At 57.0% G+C, this 15039-nt stretch carries 18 protein-coding genes and 4 pseudogenes; 19 read left to right on the top strand and 3 right to left on the bottom strand.

The window, feature by feature from the left end:
* Positions 1-152: 152 nt before the first annotated feature.
* From SP99_RS25415 to SP99_RS24235, 3 genes and pseudogenes are all read right to left on the bottom strand, one after another.
* Positions 153-422, bottom strand: a pseudogene (locus tag SP99_RS25415) (hypothetical protein); the annotation flags it as partial.
* A 2-nt stretch (positions 423-424) separates the two neighbouring features.
* Positions 425-904 (bottom strand): reverse transcriptase N-terminal domain-containing protein, encoded by a 480-nt coding sequence (locus SP99_RS25420; protein WP_053060186.1) that lies wholly within the window; start codon positions 902-904, stop codon positions 425-427.
* A gap of 584 nt (positions 905-1488) precedes the next feature.
* Positions 1489-1602, bottom strand: a pseudogene (locus SP99_RS24235) (peptidase); the annotation flags it as partial.
* Between the two features lie 136 nt (positions 1603-1738).
* Here SP99_RS24235 and SP99_RS22855 point away from each other — a divergent pair.
* The 19 genes and pseudogenes from SP99_RS22855 (at position 1739) to SP99_RS22945 (ending at position 14230) form a co-directional block, all read left to right on the top strand.
* Positions 1739-2122 (top strand): YgiW/YdeI family stress tolerance OB fold protein, encoded by a 384-nt coding sequence (locus SP99_RS22855; RefSeq protein ID WP_047959931.1) that lies wholly within the window; start codon positions 1739-1741, stop codon positions 2120-2122.
* Between the two features lie 75 nt (positions 2123-2197).
* A pseudogene (locus SP99_RS24240) lies at positions 2198-3417 on the top strand (ISL3 family transposase).
* Positions 3418-3607: 190 nt separating this feature from the next.
* Positions 3608-4579 carry a plasmid segregation protein ParM domain-containing protein gene (gene parM, locus SP99_RS22870; protein WP_197086118.1) on the top strand — a complete coding sequence of 324 codons (972 nt, stop codon included), beginning with the start codon at positions 3608-3610 and terminating at the stop codon, positions 4577-4579.
* A gap of 2 nt (positions 4580-4581) precedes the next feature.
* Positions 4582-5244: a plasmid partitioning/stability family protein gene (locus SP99_RS22875; RefSeq protein ID WP_047959935.1), complete on the top strand. Its 663-nt coding sequence runs from the start codon at positions 4582-4584 to the stop codon at positions 5242-5244.
* Between the two features lie 3 nt (positions 5245-5247).
* Entirely contained in the window at positions 5248-5511 is a 264-nt protein-coding gene (locus SP99_RS22880) for a hypothetical protein (protein ID WP_047959936.1), read from the top strand.
* A gap of 28 nt (positions 5512-5539) precedes the next feature.
* On the top strand, positions 5540-5740 hold the full coding sequence (locus SP99_RS22885; RefSeq protein ID WP_047959937.1) for a hypothetical protein: 201 nt from the start codon (positions 5540-5542) through the stop codon (positions 5738-5740).
* A gap of 90 nt (positions 5741-5830) precedes the next feature.
* Positions 5831-6178, top strand: a complete 348-nt coding sequence (locus tag SP99_RS22890; protein ID WP_047959938.1) for a hypothetical protein — start codon at positions 5831-5833, stop codon at positions 6176-6178.
* Between the two features lie 520 nt (positions 6179-6698).
* Positions 6699-7391: a DNA methylase gene (locus tag SP99_RS22895; RefSeq protein WP_047959939.1), complete on the top strand. Its 693-nt coding sequence runs from the start codon at positions 6699-6701 to the stop codon at positions 7389-7391.
* Positions 7388-7609, top strand: a complete 222-nt coding sequence (locus tag SP99_RS22900; RefSeq protein WP_047959940.1) for a hypothetical protein — start codon at positions 7388-7390, stop codon at positions 7607-7609. The genes SP99_RS22895 and SP99_RS22900 overlap by 4 nt, the downstream gene beginning before the upstream one ends.
* Before the next feature lie 53 nt (positions 7610-7662).
* The gene (locus SP99_RS22905; protein ID WP_047959941.1) at positions 7663-8085 is read left to right on the top strand and encodes a DUF1380 family protein; all 423 of its coding nucleotides are present in this window, start codon (positions 7663-7665) and stop codon (positions 8083-8085) included.
* Positions 8086-8439: 354 nt separating this feature from the next.
* Complete coding sequence (locus SP99_RS22910; RefSeq protein ID WP_032656177.1) at positions 8440-8868, top strand: antirestriction protein; 429 nt, start codon at positions 8440-8442, stop codon at positions 8866-8868.
* 41 nt (positions 8869-8909) lie between these two features.
* Positions 8910-9107: a hypothetical protein gene (locus tag SP99_RS22915; RefSeq protein ID WP_023337955.1), complete on the top strand. Its 198-nt coding sequence runs from the start codon at positions 8910-8912 to the stop codon at positions 9105-9107.
* Between the two features lie 752 nt (positions 9108-9859).
* A complete protein-coding gene (locus SP99_RS22920; protein ID WP_047959942.1) occupies positions 9860-10132 on the top strand; it encodes a DUF905 family protein in 273 nt (90 codons plus the stop codon).
* A 43-nt stretch (positions 10133-10175) separates the two neighbouring features.
* A complete protein-coding gene (locus SP99_RS22925; RefSeq protein ID WP_047959943.1) occupies positions 10176-10553 on the top strand; it encodes a hypothetical protein in 378 nt (125 codons plus the stop codon).
* 54 nt (positions 10554-10607) lie between these two features.
* Entirely contained in the window at positions 10608-12620 is a 2013-nt protein-coding gene (locus tag SP99_RS22930) for a ParB/RepB/Spo0J family partition protein (protein WP_047959944.1), read from the top strand.
* Positions 12621-12657: 37 nt separating this feature from the next.
* Positions 12658-13092, top strand: coding sequence for a conjugation system SOS inhibitor PsiB (gene psiB, locus SP99_RS22935; RefSeq protein WP_047959945.1), 435 nt, complete (start codon positions 12658-12660; stop codon positions 13090-13092).
* Positions 13089-13835: a plasmid SOS inhibition protein A gene (locus SP99_RS22940; RefSeq protein WP_047959946.1), complete on the top strand. Its 747-nt coding sequence runs from the start codon at positions 13089-13091 to the stop codon at positions 13833-13835. The genes psiB and SP99_RS22940 overlap by 4 nt, the downstream gene beginning before the upstream one ends.
* A gap of 214 nt (positions 13836-14049) precedes the next feature.
* Positions 14050-14163 (top strand): annotated as a pseudogene (locus SP99_RS25195) (DUF5431 family protein); the annotation flags it as partial.
* Positions 14108-14230, top strand: a complete 123-nt coding sequence (locus SP99_RS22945) for a type I toxin-antitoxin system Hok family toxin (protein ID WP_223256846.1) — start codon at positions 14108-14110, stop codon at positions 14228-14230. The pseudogene SP99_RS25195 and the gene SP99_RS22945, both read left to right, overlap by 56 nt.
* The last annotated feature ends 809 nt before the right edge of the window (positions 14231-15039 follow it).

Consider the following 15039-nt stretch of genomic DNA (forward strand, 5'->3'; position numbering starts at 1 on the left):
CGTGCATGAACCTCTCAACCACTGGCATGCCTCATTTTCCAGAAACACCTTCGAGCGGCTGGTTATGATGAAGTCATCAGCGTAACGCACATAATTGACCTTGAGTTTTATTTCAAGGTTCTGCGCATACCGCGGACGGCCAAAGTGGGACTTTAGTCATGCTTCAAGCCCGTCGAGTGCAAGGTTTGCCAGCACCGGGGAAATAATTCCGCCCTGTGGCGTACCTGCTTCGGCGGGAAAAGCTGACGGCCTTCCATGTATCCTGCCTTGAGCCATCTGCTCGGTATTACCCTGTCTATCGGTATGTTTTCCATCAGCCACTCATGGCTGATGTTGTCAAAGCATCCCTGAATATCCCCCTCCAGCATCCACTCCGGAGCGTGTTTCTTCGACAGCACGATAAAGCACTGTTCAATCGCATTAGCTACGGAACGCTGTGGCCGGAAACGAAAGTAGCGCTGATCAGCTGTGGTCTCCGCAACGAGTGAAAGTAGAGTGCCTGCATGGCCCTGTCACGCATCGACGGAACACCGAGCGGGCGGCTTTTGCCGTCTGCTTTGGGAATGAGGGGACGCTTCAGAGGCAGGGAACGGTATCCCCGCCTCCGCAGCGACTTAATGGACCGAAATCTGGCCGCCGGGGTGGTCCATAATTTGCCGTCCACACCCGGCGTATGCATGCCCTTATTTTCGGTAACCCGTCTGACGGCAAGAGCCTTACCGCTGAACGAGTGGGTCAGCAGCCACTGCAGGGCTTTAACCCTGCCGTACCTGCCTTCCCGCGTTGCCTTTACGATACGCGCCTGCAGCCTTCGAACTTCCCGGTGGCACTGAGCCCAGTCAATGCTGTGCCATGCTTTCGGTTCGTGTGAGGGAGTACCCGCGCCTGTTGCTGACGTAGTCATCTGCTGTTTCCTCAAAAACAGTTTCTCAGGTTATCCCGTAAAGAAAGACCCGGTGGAAGTCTGCCCGCTTTCGCGTGAGGTTATGTCGCCCTTGAGGTCAACCTCTGTCTGCCCGGTTACAGGGCAGCATTCGCTTTCTCCACCATCTCATACCCGCACCGCCAACAGTGCCTCTTGCGATTTACCTGCCCCTGAGGGCAGCGATACGGGCTTACCATGTTCCACCTGAATTACGAGATGGTTTTTAGACCCTGCCTGTTCACCGGCGGTTATTATGTCCGTGTGCCTCAAGAATCGAAGTGAAGCAACCGACCGCATACCTTTTGGTTCAGGCCTGACAGCATCTTTGGCCTGTTTTATGTAACGATGTTTATCAGCAGTTCACATATGTTGGTCATATCATCCAGCCTGGCGCCGCATCCGCACGATGCTTGCAGATGTTACCTGTCCTCACGGAATCAGCCAGGTACGTAGACCCGGCTTCGTTGTCCCGGCAGCTTCACACCAGAGCGTGACCGGTAGGCTACTGATGACGGAACATCAGTTCTCAGCGGAACAATTATTCAGGCGACTTCACGTCGCATGGACTCGACATAGTCAGCAGCAGGGATGGGAAAACCGCAGCTGGCCAGGTTGGCAAACAACGGATGGGCCTGTGGCGGGAGTGCTTTCCCGGTGCTGAAAAGCTGCAGTTTCATCTTTCCTCCTGACGTCTAATTATACTGGTTATACATGGGTCTTCACCGATCATGGTGGAAAGACTTAAATCTCTTAAGATTCTGTTAAGATCTCTCCTGTAAGTTATTCAGACACACTTCACAAGGAGATGAAAAAATGAAGAAAACACTTTTGGCTGTCCTGTTAACCGGGCTTTCATTTGGAGCTTTTGCGCAGCAACAGGGGTTTGTTGCCCCAGCCGGTCAGGAATACTCTCAGGGCGGATTCAGCGGACCCAATCCGGGATTATCATCAGTTGCGCAGGCCAAATCATTTCGTGATGATGCATGGGTCATTCTTGAAGGTAATATCATCCGGCAGGTCGGTCATGAACTCTACGAGTTCCGGGATGCCAGTGGCACTGTGTATGTCGATATAGATGACAAACGCTGGCTGGGGCAAACCGTTTCCCCTGAAACAAAAGTGCGCCTTGAAGGGGAAGTTGACAAAGACTGGAACAGCGTTGAAATTGATGTAAAAAATCTTCGTGTACTGAAGTAGCCTTCCGGACACTCTTTCATCCTGACAGCGGTTTAGGCACTATCGATGGTGAGTATTTTACCGGAGACCGCTGTCATGGACGAAAAATCACTATATGCCCATATCCTTAACCTTGCTGCACCATGGCAGGTTAAATCCCTCTCTCTTGATGAAACAATCGACTCTGTTACCGCCATTGTTGGTATCGCTGAAAACGCGTCATTATTCTGCCCGACCTGTGGTAAATCCTGCCCTGTTCACGATCACCGTCATCGTAAATGGCGACACCTTGATACCTGCCAGTTCGCCACGTTCGTTGAAGCCGGTGTTCCCCGTATTATGTGCCCGGAGCATGGATGCCAGACTCTGCCTGTACCATGGGCAGGCACTGGCAGCCGGTACACGCTGCTTTTCGAATCATTTGTTCTCTCCTGGCTGAAAATCAGCACCGTTGATGCAGTCAGGAAACAACTTAAACTTAGCTGGAATGCCGTTGACGGCATTATGACCCGGGCTGTTAAGCGAGGGCTTGCCCGGATAGAAAAGCCATTATCCGCCCGTCATATGAATGTGGATGAAGTCGCCTTTAAGAAAGGTCACCGTTACGTAACGGTGATCTCCGATCGCGATGGTCGTGCGCTGGCCTTAACGGATGATCGCGGCACAGAGAGCCTCGCCAGCTATCTTCGCATACTCACTGACGGGCAGTTACTGGCTATCAAAACGCTCTCAATGGACATGACGCAGGCTATATAAGAGCAGCGCGTATCCACTTACCCAGTGCGGTTGAGAAAATCGCCTTCGAGCGCTTCCATGTTGCAAAGCAACTGGGCGAAGTGGTTGATAAAACCCGCCAGAATGAACATCCGCACCTTCCTGTTGAAAGTCGGCGTCAGGCAAAGGGGACCCGCTTCCTGTGGCAGTACAGCGATAAGTGGATGACAGAATCCAGGAAGGAGAAGCTGGTATGGCTGCGCGCGCAGATGAAGCTGACGAGCCAGTGCTGGGCGCTAAAAGAGCTGGCAAAGGACATCTGGAACAGCCCCTGGAGCGAGGAACGACGGAATGACTGGCAGAGATGGCTGGCGCTGGCGGCTAACAGTGATGTCCCCATGATGAAGAATGCAGCCAAAACGATAGGGAAAAGACTGTACGGCATCCTGAATGCCATGAGGCATGGAGTCTCAAACGGAAATGCAGAGGTGCTGAACAGCAAGATCAGACTGCTGAGAATAAAAGCCAGGGGATACCGCAACCGGGAGCGCTTTAAGATGAGAGTGATATTCCACTACGGGAAACTGAAAATGGCGTTCTGAGCCTTCCCACCATAAACGGGGAAGACCCTTATACATACAGTATATTTAACAGCGTGAGGATAATCCAGATCGCCTGCGCCATGAACAGGGTGAGTAACTTAAATTGCTCATAATAAGAAATAAGGCTTTTGTTTTTCCATTTTGCTCTTATTATTTGTATCGTATTGAGTGTAATTGAAGGAGCATAATGATAAATATTTACTGCGATGATGGTTCAACTAATGTTAAGCTGGCATGGTTCGAAGGAAACGAGCTGCAGACCCGGGTTTCTGCTAACTCCTTCCGGCATGGCTGGAAAGTGGCGGAATTCAGCGCCGCAACGTTCAACTATCAGGTGGGCACGCTGAAATACACCTGGGACAGCGTCAGCCGGGATGCCATCCCGACAACAAACGTGGAATATCAGTACGGTGATCTCAACCTGCTGGCCGTGCATCATGCGCTGCTGAACAGCGGACTTGAGCCGCAGCCGGTGAGCCTGACCGTGACGCTGCCCCTGAGCGAGTATTATGACGGGGACTGCCAGCGGAACGAGGAGAACATCCGACGCAAACGGGAAAACCTGATGCGTGAGCTGGTCCTGAATAAGGGCAGGGCATTTACCGTAACGGACGTGAAGGTAATGCCGGAATCACTGCCGGCGGCGTTCTCCCGTCTCGCGGAGCTGAAGCCCGGACCCGCTGAGACCACCCTGATTATCGATCTCGGCGGAACCACGCTCGATGCCGGCGTGATTGTCGGACAGTTTGATGATATCAGTGCGGTACACGGCAATCCGTCTGTCGGCGTGTCACAGGTCACCCGCGCAGCTGCAGGCGCGCTGCGGGCTGCAGACAGCGAAACCAGCGCGCTTATTGCTGACACGGTCATCCGCAACCGCAATGATCGTCAGTATCTGCAGCGTGTGATCAACGATGCCGGGAAAATCGACGATGTTCTGAACAAAATTACAGAGGCAATCACTTCCCTGGGCGCGCGTGTCACCAGTGAGCTGACGGCCTTCAGGAACGTTAACCGGGTATTCCTGGTCGGGGGTGGGGCATCCCTCATTGAAGAGGCTATCCGTCAGGCCTGGCCTCTGGTTCCCGACCGTATCGAGGTTATAGGCGATCCGCAGCTGGCGCTGGCCAGAGAGATTGCCCTTTACAATAAAGAGGACTAAACGTGCCGGACGGCCAGTATTCTTTCTATCTGCACAGCGACGATCGCACCGACATCGCGGCGATGGCGACCATCAGCACCATCTCACAGCCCCTGCGCGGTGACTTCATCCGGACCGCTGCCACCGCCGGGGCGGTGATGTACCAGACGGATGCCCGTTTACCGGCTCTGATCCCGGTGTTCTTTGACGGGCACCTGAGCGCCATCAGGCTTTGCGCCGTGATGGCCCTGGTCTCCGGCACCTGGTCTTCACTCTCAGGCCTTCCTGATGAGCCTGATGGTGGCGTGGCGGCTCTGGCCATGTCACCGGAGACAGAATACCAGCGCCGGCGTTACACCCTGACGCTTCAGGATGACCGGAGCAGTGAACGGGTTGAGTGTGTGCTGACGGGCGTGTCATCCCGCCTGCGTGGCGAGCTGCTGAGAAACCTGATTATTACCGGTCTGGCCCTGCATACGACCGCACCGGAGCTGCCGCGTCTGCTGGCCAGCATGCCGGTACCGCCTGGCACGGTCAGCGAGCTGCAGGTTCTGGTTCAGCAGATGGCCGGTACAGCTGGCGCGAGTAAGGCTGCAGTGCCGGAGAAACCAGCAGAGCCTGCCGCACCGGCAACCGGTGACGCGACCAGGATAAAGAAAAATATGCAACGGGTATTCGGAGACTAGAACATGTCAGTGATTAAACAGAAGGCAGAGCAGTGCATTCATGACTTTCTGCGCGCCCGGAACGTGCCTGAAGCTCAGTGGCCGGAGCGGGTCAAAAAGACCGGCAGGGGAATGATACTGGCAGGCGTGGCCGTCGTGGTTCCCGGTGTCCTGGTTGATAATATCTCCCTGCCGGTGACAATCGCGATGCAGGTCTGCTACGCCTCGCTGATCGGTCTCGGGATTCTCCTGGCGTTTGACGAGAAAAAACCAAAGGGGCGGGGATGAATATGAACATTAACCTGAAGGAAACGGTATGAAACTTGAAGAACTGTCAGGAGACGAACGCACACTGGTTATTGTGGCACTGCAGGCGCTGCACCGTGAGAGACTGACCGCATCAAATGCCGTCTTTACGGTTTGTAGTCTGGCCGGAAAGGATCAGCCACCGGAAGATATTTTTGGGCTGCGTGAAGTTCAGGATGCACTGAGACGTATTGGTGCCGCTCCTCATTGATAAAGAATGTTTCGCCGTTATCCTGTCGGCGGGTAAGCTGGTCAGGATAGTTCATCGGCCCGGAACAATGGTTCCTTGAGAAAGTTAATTATGAGCGATTTTTCTTTTGACTGTACGACCGATCCTGTTGAGACCGAGGTATCCCAGGCTCTTACGGGTTATAAAATGGCGCTAATCAACGCGCATTACCGTAATTTCTGGCACCGGTTTTTATGCAAACTTAAGGATGAAGAGGCTCTGAAAAATGAGCGTATACTCGTGATTCAGGAGAAACAGTGTCGGTTTGTTGTCAATAAAAGTCCTGAACACATCCAGGCGTTAAAAAGCCTCATTGATGAACAGTCCAACGCAGCCAGAATACGGGATAAATTCAGCAATCTGATTGAACCATCATGCCAGTCTGCGAAGTCGGGTATCGACCACGTGAAGAGGCGTTGAAAAAAGGACACCATCCGGGGAGGGGGTGTCCTGAAGTCATGCAATTCGTTACAGGCGAAAACCCTTCAGATGTTTTCGGCGCTGATAATCACACAATCACTTCTCATTTTCACCTGCCATATATCCGACTCAAAAAAAGACGTCTCCGGTCGGGGACGTCCTGAAATCAAAGGCACACATGTCAGATAACGGCGCGAATCCATTATCAGTGTGCATTCTGCCATACCCTCACGGACTCATCAGTTACCAGAACCGATACCGAAGGATGTCGGTTCCCTCCGCCTTATTGCCTCCAGCCGGCGGCGTGTTCAACGCCGTGCCTTCACGCTAACCCGGCCGCTGCGGTCGCAAGGGTTCACATTGTCTCCGTCCTCACCCGTTCGCACCTTTCACGGTGCATTCAGCCCGTGAAAGGCTTGCGCTGCGGCTTGCGGCGTCGCCCCTGCGCCCTCCGCTTTCCGCCGGGTTTTTGTGGCGGCACGGCGCAAGAGGGTGCCGCATATCAGAGAGGAGAGTGTCTATGTCCCGTTTTATTCTGGGTGACTGCGTGCAGGTGATGTCCCGTTTTCCCGCGCGTGCCGTCGATTTTATTCTTACCGATCCGCCGTATCTGGTTGGCTATAAGGACCGTACCGGCCGCACCCTGGCCGGGGACAACTCAGCCGAATGGCTCCAGCCCGCCTGCCATGAAATGTACCGCGTGCTGAAAAATGACAGCCTCATGGTGAGTTTCTATGCCTGGAACCGCGCGGATCTGTTTCTGAATGCGTGGAAAGCGGCCGGCTTCCGGGTGGTTGGCCATATCGTCTTTGCCAAGAGCTACGCCTCAAAATCGACGTTTGTGGGTTACACCCATGAGAGCGCCTACCTGCTGGCGAAGGGGAGGCCGCAAACCCCGGACTGTCCTATCCCGGACGTGATCCCCTGGAAATACACGGGCAACAGACACCATCCGACGGAAAAGGCGGTGCAGAGCCTGCGACCGCTGATCGAATCGCTCACGCGGCCGGGGGCCATTGTCCTTGACCCGTTCGCCGGCAGCGGCTCCACCTGCGTGGCCGCCGCCGAAACCAGCCGCCGCTATATCGGGATAGAGATGCTTGAGCAGTACCACGCCGCCGGCGTCCGACGTCTGGCACAGGTTGAACGGGCGAGAAGGATGCCGGCGGCCAATGACGGCGCGTTTTACCCTGACTGGCCGGAGGCAGCATGAATTACCCGGGGCTTGAACACCTGCGCGCGGACGTGGCCGCGCTCAGCAATGCCATGTGTGACGTGCGGTTGCTGCTGAACCGCCTCGAATCGCAGCACCGGCACGACGCGGCAACGCTTACTGAACGTATGGCAGCGCAGACTCTGCGCCGGATCAACACCCTGCTTCTGGAGGCCTGGCGCGAAGCCCTGGTGCTGGACGAGACCTTTCAGGACTGACTGACCCTGCCGGGCTGAAGCCCGGCCTGTAACCCCTTACAAGAGAGAAAAAAATGTACGGAACCCGCGAAGAACTTTGTGTACAGCTTGAAAACATGTTCACGTTTGACGAACCCCTGGTCCTGCTGGTCTGGACGGAAGAGGGGGTTAGCGTGGCCTGCCGTGAATCCCAGCCAGAACCGGACGGGGCTGAAATCCGGGAGGTGATGAAGGCGCTAGGTGAAATGAAAATGACGCAATACCGCCAGGAGGGGGTAAATAATCGGACTGTCAGCGAGCTTCTGACCCGTCAGCGCGAAGCGGCAAACCGCCAGGTGTGTGTACCGGCGGTACTTCTGTCCCGCGTCCTGCGTAACTATGAATGCGAGCTGGAAAACCGGAACGGTATGGCCTGGGAAGCCGGGCGGCAGGAGCCGGAATCCGTCAGAAAGGAGCTGAATAACGTTCGCGCCCTACAGGAGGTGCTGGCTGCCTGAGAGAACGCCGGGGTAACGCCCCGGCAACCGGTGGCCATCCACTGCGAAAAGGATGTCAGTGCCTTCTGCTTTTATCCGCCGCTGCCCTCCGGGCCACGTCGGGACAATGAAACTCCCCTGAAGCTCCGTGCGGTGACGGCATGCGCCGTGACTTCACGGTAGCCCGGCCGCATCGGCCACAAGGGTTCGCTGACGCCGCCGTCCTCACCCGTTCGCACCCTTCACGGTGCATTCAGCCCGTGAAGGCTTTGCGCTGCGGCTTGCGGCGTCGCCCCTGCGTCCTCCGCTTTTCGCCGGTCTTCTGTGTCGTCACGGCGATGCCGGAACCGAGAATATGTTAACCGTGGAGGATCTATGAACCAGACCGTGACCTGTGATGCTGTTCGTCTTGAGGGTGCGCAGCGCCTGACTTTCCTGCCTGATTTGTTTGGCGGCGATTTTATGACGTCCGAGGCATCCGTGTACGCATACGCCCAGCGTTACTGCCCTGAGTATCAGGGGGGATTCTGGCAGTTTTACCGGCTGCCGGAAGGCGGCGGATATATGGCGCCTGACGTGGAGAGCTTGACCCTGTGCAATCGGGAAAACTGGTTTGAGCAGACTGTCAGCGGGGAAGTGGCGGGGATCATCCTCACGGCGCTGGTACTGAATCACCGGAGCTGGCACCACAGTAACCATGACCATGAGGAGCTGTGCCGCCACTTCTGCCGCCGTTATGAGCAGCTTATGGCATTTGCTGATACCCATCCCGAAAGCGCCACCATCTGGCGTGCCCTTGACTGACTGACCGCGGGGGCGATGCCGCCCGATTTAAGGAGAAAACCATGCAACTGTCACCGGAAACCCGCAGTATCCTGCGCCAGTATAAAACGCTCATCAACGAGCGACGTCGCGAATCAGGACTCAGCCCCGTAACAACAGCGAAAGTGCTGGATGAGATCTGCGAATCGGCTACCCGACAGTGTGCCGTCTATCTTTGCGGCCACTTCATTCTCCAGGGCGGTCAGGGGGATGGACAATAAATAATCCGGGCGGGGCATATGCGCCGCCTGTTCGCGCGCGAAAACCCTGTCATCCCTTCGGGCTGACGGGCGGCAAGGCCAGCGCCTGCGGCGCTGCCCCCTCCCGCCCTGATGTAAGCCCGGGGTAATGCAGATGAAAACCCTTGTGAGGGCAAATTGTCACGGATACGGTCCGGCTTGGCTTGGCTTGGCTTGGCTTGGCTTGGCTTGGCTTGGCTTTGTCGCCGGCACTGAAACCCGATCAGCAAATCCTATGAAATTATCTTAATTCTCCCGCTTATGGCCCCCTTCGGCTCCCGGCCCGCGTGGCGGTCCGGTCGTCGAGCCCCACTCCGCCAGGTCGGCTGCTGACGCACCCGCCGGGCTCCGCCGAACCCCTTCGGGTTTCGGGCTGACGCTAGGGTCTGATGGCTGAGGTCAACCCCCTGGCTTGCACCGGCCGGAGGCCGGGCCGCCCTGACCGCGCCGGCGGAGCCGTCGCTTTAAGGCCGCCACGCCGTTCCGACGTGTCGGGTGCGTGCATCCTGTTCACCCGGTGAGGCCATCCCCCGTGCGTCCTCACGCGGAGGGCTGGTCGTAGCACCGTCGTGTCGTCATCCGAAGGGTGAAATGCACGCCGCCAAAACTTTTTGCGTGCCGCAAAAACTTTTGTCTGCGCCCTTCTCCTGCCGCCCCGCCGTTGCTCCTTTGCCCTTTGCCGCGAGAGAACTCACCAGGGAGATGGACAACCATCACCACAGGAGAAAACTAGGATGCACACACGAAACGTCAACGTCAAAACCGCCGCTCAAGAATCTTCCAGGAAGATGGGGGAAGAGCAAAAACCTGTTTCTGTGGCGCGGGAGTGGGTGGCTCAGGCCACTGCGCTGAAAGCGGGTGTCACCGTCACCCTGTCCGATGTGTCCCGATACGGCGACGTGCAGGTGGAGATCCGCACCAACGGAACGCTTAACTGGCGCGCCTGGTCGTTTGAACCGGATTTTCTTTTTGAACTGAAACGCAACCTGCAATACGTGCAGCTTTAACCGGAGGCCGGATGTCCGGCCTTAACCCAGAGAAGGAGGAAACATGCAGAACCTTAACACCCGTCCGGCGACCCGTAAGGTCGGGCAGAGCACCGAAATCGTGAAGCTGCTGCGCATTCAGGCCAGCGACACCCACGTGGTCGAGTTTGACAACGTGGATACCCGATTTAATGACTGCAACAACTGGCAGGTGATGGCAGGAGGCAAACGTGTCCTGTTCAGCAACCGCATGTATGAGCGTTTTTCAGATGTGAAATCGGGGATTCTGGCAACGATCAACGTATGTGAAAACAGCGGCAGCGTAACGGATAAAGCGATGCTGGAAGGGGCAAAAGTCATGATGCAGGTTCTTGATGGCTATCCGTCCTTTGCAGCACTGGCAGCACACCGAAACGCATTACCGGTTAACCGGGTGCCGTGACCGGAGGGCAATCCGGCCACGGCGGACCATCACTTAAACACAGGAGTAAAAATCATGGCCACCACCAATACTACGGCAAAAAAACCTGCGAAATCCACCTCTGCGAAAAAGGCAGCGGAGAAAATCGCGCAGACTACCGAGCAGAAGCTCGTTCAGCTGCTCGCTGATACGCCCGTGCAAATCTTCCCGTACTCCCGCCTGTCACGCACTGACTTAAACACGCGCATTATTCCGCATACCGATCAGGAAGTGGAAGAAATGGCAGACAGCATTCAGGCAATGGGCATCCTGCAAAACCTGATCGGTGCAGAACTGCCGGACGGTACGATCGGCATTGTCGGCGGGGAAGGTCGCCGCAGGGGCACAGGCATTCTGGTGATGCGCGGTGTGCTCGATGCAGACACACCGTTTGTTCCGGTGAAAGTCCTGCCCGTGGAGATGGCGGTGGCGGCCTCGATGATCGAGAACGGCCGACGTAAAAACATGCATCCCGCCGAGCAGATTATCGGTTTTCGTACCCTTCAGCAGGAAGGTAAAACGGCTTCTCAGATCGGCGCACTGATGGGCTATCACCCGCGCCACGTTCAGCGCTGCCTGAAACTGGCGAATCTTGCCCCCTCCCTGCTGGATGCGCTGGCGCGGGATGAAATCTCCCTTGAACAGTGTGAAGTCCTGACCCTTGCTGATACCCATGAGCGTCAGGAGCAGGTCTGGAAAGAGGCTGTTGAACAGTGGCGCGATCCTGCCGTACAGACCCTGCGCAAAATGGTGACCGATGACAAGATGGCCATCAGTCACCCGATGTTTGAGTATGTGGGCGAGGAAGCCTATACCGCCGCTGGCGGTACGCTGACAGCCGACCTGTTCAGCGACAGGGACAGCACCTTTGCCGATGCGGCGCTGGTGAAATCTCTGCTGGCTGGCAAGCTCACCGTGCTCGCCGCCCGCCTTCAGCAGGAGCAGGGCTGGGGCTGGTCAGAATTCCGTATGACGGAACTCAGCCACAGCGGCGAGGACAGGGAACAGTACCGCTTTGCCATGCCGAAAGCTGTCCTGACGGAAGAAGAACAGAAGCGCGTCAGTGAGCTGGAAGAACAAATGGAAGCCACTGAAACCTACGATGAAGAATACGCGATTCAGGAGCAGATTGATGATATCTACTGCGAGGCGACTTACCGCGAAGCCACGCCGGAATTTCGCGCCGCGCACGGAATCTGGGTGTCATGGGACGGTAGCAATTTTCAGGTTCAGCCTGGTATCCGCAGGCTGACCGACGAAGATCGGGCCGAAGAAGAACAGGCGCGTCAGGAACGTGAAAACAACGTGATCAGACACACCACGCCTGAAATACCTGCTGACGCCTATCCGGCAACGCTGGTAAAGGCCATGTCTGCGGAGCGTACTCTTGCCGTTCAGGCGGAACTGGCGGGTCGCCCCGACGTGTCGGTGGCGCTGCTGACGTGGACACTGTGCCTCAGTATGTTTGACCGCAGCTACGGCAAACGCAGCGAACCGCTGAAAGCCTATGTGACCTCGAATCAGTATCACCTTGCATCACTGGCTCCATCCGGTGAAGAAGGGAAGGCGCTGACGGCGCTCAGGGCACAGAAAAAAGCGCTTCAGGCAACGCTGCCAGAAAACTGGCATCTTGATTTCACCTGGCTGCTGTCATGGTCAGCAGAGCAGGTGAACATCCTGCTGGGATTCTGTGCCGCGCACGGTATCAACGGCATTCAGGAACGCCTGTATAACCGCACGGACACCAGTGAGCTGGACGGGCTGGAAGCGGCGCTGGACTTTGACCTGCGTAAGTGGTGGCAACCGGGTGCAGAGAGCTACTTCGGCAAGCTCACCATCGCCCAGATTGGCAAAGCCTACGAAGAAGCCGGACTGAGTGCCCGCGCCGGAGAGATTGTGAAGCTCAAGCGCCGCGATGCGGCGAAGGCCGCCGAACAGGATCTGAATGCTCAGGGCTGGCTGCCTGACTGGATGGTGCGCCCTGCGCCAGCCGCTGAGGCTGAAGAAGCCACTGAATCCGACGCTGATACCACTGACCACGCTGCTTAATTCCGGAGGCCGCCGCCTTCGGGCGGCGGGAACAGACATGACCATGCAATATGACCTGAACCGAATCAACACCCTGACCGCATCCGACCTGGAGTTTATCCGTCAGCAGGGCGAGGACGCGCGCCGCGCCCTCAGCGATGCCGTGACCGGCCTCCTGTCGACACCTGAAGGATGGCGCGTCTGCGCCGAATACCGCAGCGAGTTCGGCGGCTTCTTCCCCGTCCAGTGCCGTTTCAGCGCGGACGGCAGTGATGACTGGCATCTGTGCGTGTGCAGCCCCGGCGAAGTCTCGCCTTACTGGCTTCTGGTGCTGCTCTCCTCCGGCGGGGAAGTGGTGCGTACCCTTTACCAGAGTGACACGCTCCAGCCCGACCGGATAAACCAGCTGATCGCGCAGCTGGCTGGTATGCGCCGCTTTAACTGCACTGCCAGCACCGTGGCGAACCTGATGAGCGGCGAGGTGACAGCATGATCCCGTCCTCACACGCGCTCGTTTCCCTGAAGCCAGCCCGTCAGGCTGCAATACAGGCTATCAGCCATGTTGAATCTGCCCGCGAACGCGGTGCACGGCTGCCCGCCATGCCGTATGTGCGTACCTTTCTGCGCTTGCTCACGGGCAGCGGTCGCCTCAACGCCACGGTGGCCAATAAAATACCAGGCCTTCACTGGGTGCCAAACAATCGTCATTCGAATCTGAAACAGGTCGAGGAGGCACTTAACACGATGATCGCCACCAGTGGCGAAGCCTGCCCGCTGCCGCTCACGACTGACGTACAGGCCGAACTGTTCCCGGAAGTCATGCACACCCGTACCGGTCGACGGCTGCACAGGTCCGGCATTAAGACCACGCGTCAGCTTCGCCGCCAGTCTCGTGAGTACGAACAGCGCTGGAAACTGCGCCAGAACCTGCTGGAGCAGGCGAAAATCGACCTGAATTTTCAGTCACCTGAAACCGTCTGCGCCTGGTACACCCGGTGGAGCGACGAGTTTGACGCGGCAGAGCTTGCCGGACCGTTCTGGCGCTGGCAGTCGCGGTTCGCGTCGCTGAAGGAACTTGACTGGCTTCGCATCAGCGGTGAGCCGCTGTATGTAGTGATGTATGAAATATCATATATCGTGCATGATACGCCGGAATATATCCGTACCGCTGAACGCTGGCAGGTTCCGAATAAGTTGCAAAATCAGCAGGGGGAAGGGGCGCACCAGAAGTCATGAGGATATATACAGTTTTTGGACTGTTATTCCTGGGCAGATGATCGACAACGGGATATAATGGCCATGGCGCTTGAGGCTTTTTGCCTCATGACGTGAAGGTGGTTTGTTGTCGTGTTGTGTGGCAGAAAGCAGAAAGCCCCGTAGTTAATTTTCATTAACCCACGAGGCCCCCTGTATGTCTCAACAACAACAGTATGGCCTCTTACCGTGCTTAATGCAAGGAGGAGTAAACCATGAAACTGCCGCGAAACGCCCTTATCTGGTGCGTATTAATCGTGTGTATAACGCTCTTAATATTCACATGCCTGACCCGGAACCGCTTATGCGAACTCCGGCTAAAGGACGGGGACAGGGAGGTCGCGGCAAGCCTGGCTTACGAATCCAACGGTAAGTAGCAACCTGGAGGCGGGGGAAACCCCGCCTTTTCAGGAGCTGAGTTGCTCTGATATGCCTGAAGCGCCTTTATGAAGGGGTTGCCGGTTCGCCGTCAGCCCCTTTTTCCTTCCCGACGCGACCGCACGCCTGAACCTCCGGGAAGGGCTGTTCCCCTGCGGGGAACGGGGGAAGAGGGACGCGCCTCCGGCGCTGCCCCTCTGCTCCCTCTGCCTGATCCTCCCTCCTGCCTGTCCTGCCTGATTTTGTTGAATTCGAAACTCCGTGAGCTACCTGCTCATACCGGGCTTCGGCCTGGTGTGCCCGATGTTCTTTAGCCTGTGCGTCATATCCGGCGTCCTGCCGGTTAACTTTCGCATCTGCAGCTGCATGGCCATAACCCGAAAACAGGGCAGGGCGATGGCCCCCTTCGGCTCCCGGCCAGCGCTGCTGTCCGGTCGTCAAGCCCCACTCCGCCAGGGCGGCTGCTGCGCACCCGCCAGGCTCCGCCGAACCCCTCCGGGTTTCGGGCTGACGCTAGGGTCTGATGGCGAAGGTCAAGGGCTGCGGCTTCTCCGGCCGTGCCGTCCGGAACGCCTTCACCGCGCCGGCTGATGCCGTCGCTTTAATGGCGCCACGCCGTTCCGGCGTGTCGGGTGTGTGCATCCTGTTCACCCGGTGAGGCCATCCCCCGTGCGTCCTCACGCGGAGGGCTGGTCGTAGCACCGTCGTGTCGTCATCCGAAGGGTGAAATGCACGCCGCCAAAACTTTTTGCGTGCCGCAAAAACTTTTGTCTGCGCCCTTCTCCTGCCGCCCCGCCGTTGCTCCTTT

This window comes from Enterobacter sp. BIDMC92 (assembly GCF_001030225.1).
In the GTDB taxonomy this organism is placed as follows: domain Bacteria; phylum Pseudomonadota; class Gammaproteobacteria; order Enterobacterales; family Enterobacteriaceae; genus Enterobacter; species Enterobacter sichuanensis.

Bases quoted from the DNA above. Each gene is read 5' to 3' on its own strand.
- SP99_RS25420 (WP_053060186.1), bottom strand. From the start codon at position 904: ATGACTACGTCAGCAACAGGCGCGGGTACTCCCTCACACGAACCGAAA.
- SP99_RS22855 (WP_047959931.1), top strand. From the start codon at position 1,739: ATGAAGAAAACACTTTTGGCTGTCCTGTTAACCGGGCTTTCATTTGGA.
- SP99_RS22880 (WP_047959936.1), top strand. From the start codon at position 5,248: ATGTCAGTGATTAAACAGAAGGCAGAGCAGTGCATTCATGACTTTCTG.
- SP99_RS22885 (WP_047959937.1), top strand. From the start codon at position 5,540: ATGAAACTTGAAGAACTGTCAGGAGACGAACGCACACTGGTTATTGTG.
- SP99_RS22890 (WP_047959938.1), top strand. From the start codon at position 5,831: ATGAGCGATTTTTCTTTTGACTGTACGACCGATCCTGTTGAGACCGAG.
- SP99_RS22895 (WP_047959939.1), top strand. From the start codon at position 6,699: ATGTCCCGTTTTATTCTGGGTGACTGCGTGCAGGTGATGTCCCGTTTT.
- SP99_RS22900 (WP_047959940.1), top strand. From the start codon at position 7,388: ATGAATTACCCGGGGCTTGAACACCTGCGCGCGGACGTGGCCGCGCTC.
- SP99_RS22905 (WP_047959941.1), top strand. From the start codon at position 7,663: ATGTACGGAACCCGCGAAGAACTTTGTGTACAGCTTGAAAACATGTTC.
- SP99_RS22910 (WP_032656177.1), top strand. From the start codon at position 8,440: ATGAACCAGACCGTGACCTGTGATGCTGTTCGTCTTGAGGGTGCGCAG.
- SP99_RS22915 (WP_023337955.1), top strand. From the start codon at position 8,910: ATGCAACTGTCACCGGAAACCCGCAGTATCCTGCGCCAGTATAAAACG.
- SP99_RS22920 (WP_047959942.1), top strand. From the start codon at position 9,860: ATGCACACACGAAACGTCAACGTCAAAACCGCCGCTCAAGAATCTTCC.
- SP99_RS22925 (WP_047959943.1), top strand. From the start codon at position 10,176: ATGCAGAACCTTAACACCCGTCCGGCGACCCGTAAGGTCGGGCAGAGC.
- SP99_RS22930 (WP_047959944.1), top strand. From the start codon at position 10,608: ATGGCCACCACCAATACTACGGCAAAAAAACCTGCGAAATCCACCTCT.
- psiB (WP_047959945.1), top strand. From the start codon at position 12,658: ATGACCATGCAATATGACCTGAACCGAATCAACACCCTGACCGCATCC.
- SP99_RS22940 (WP_047959946.1), top strand. From the start codon at position 13,089: ATGATCCCGTCCTCACACGCGCTCGTTTCCCTGAAGCCAGCCCGTCAG.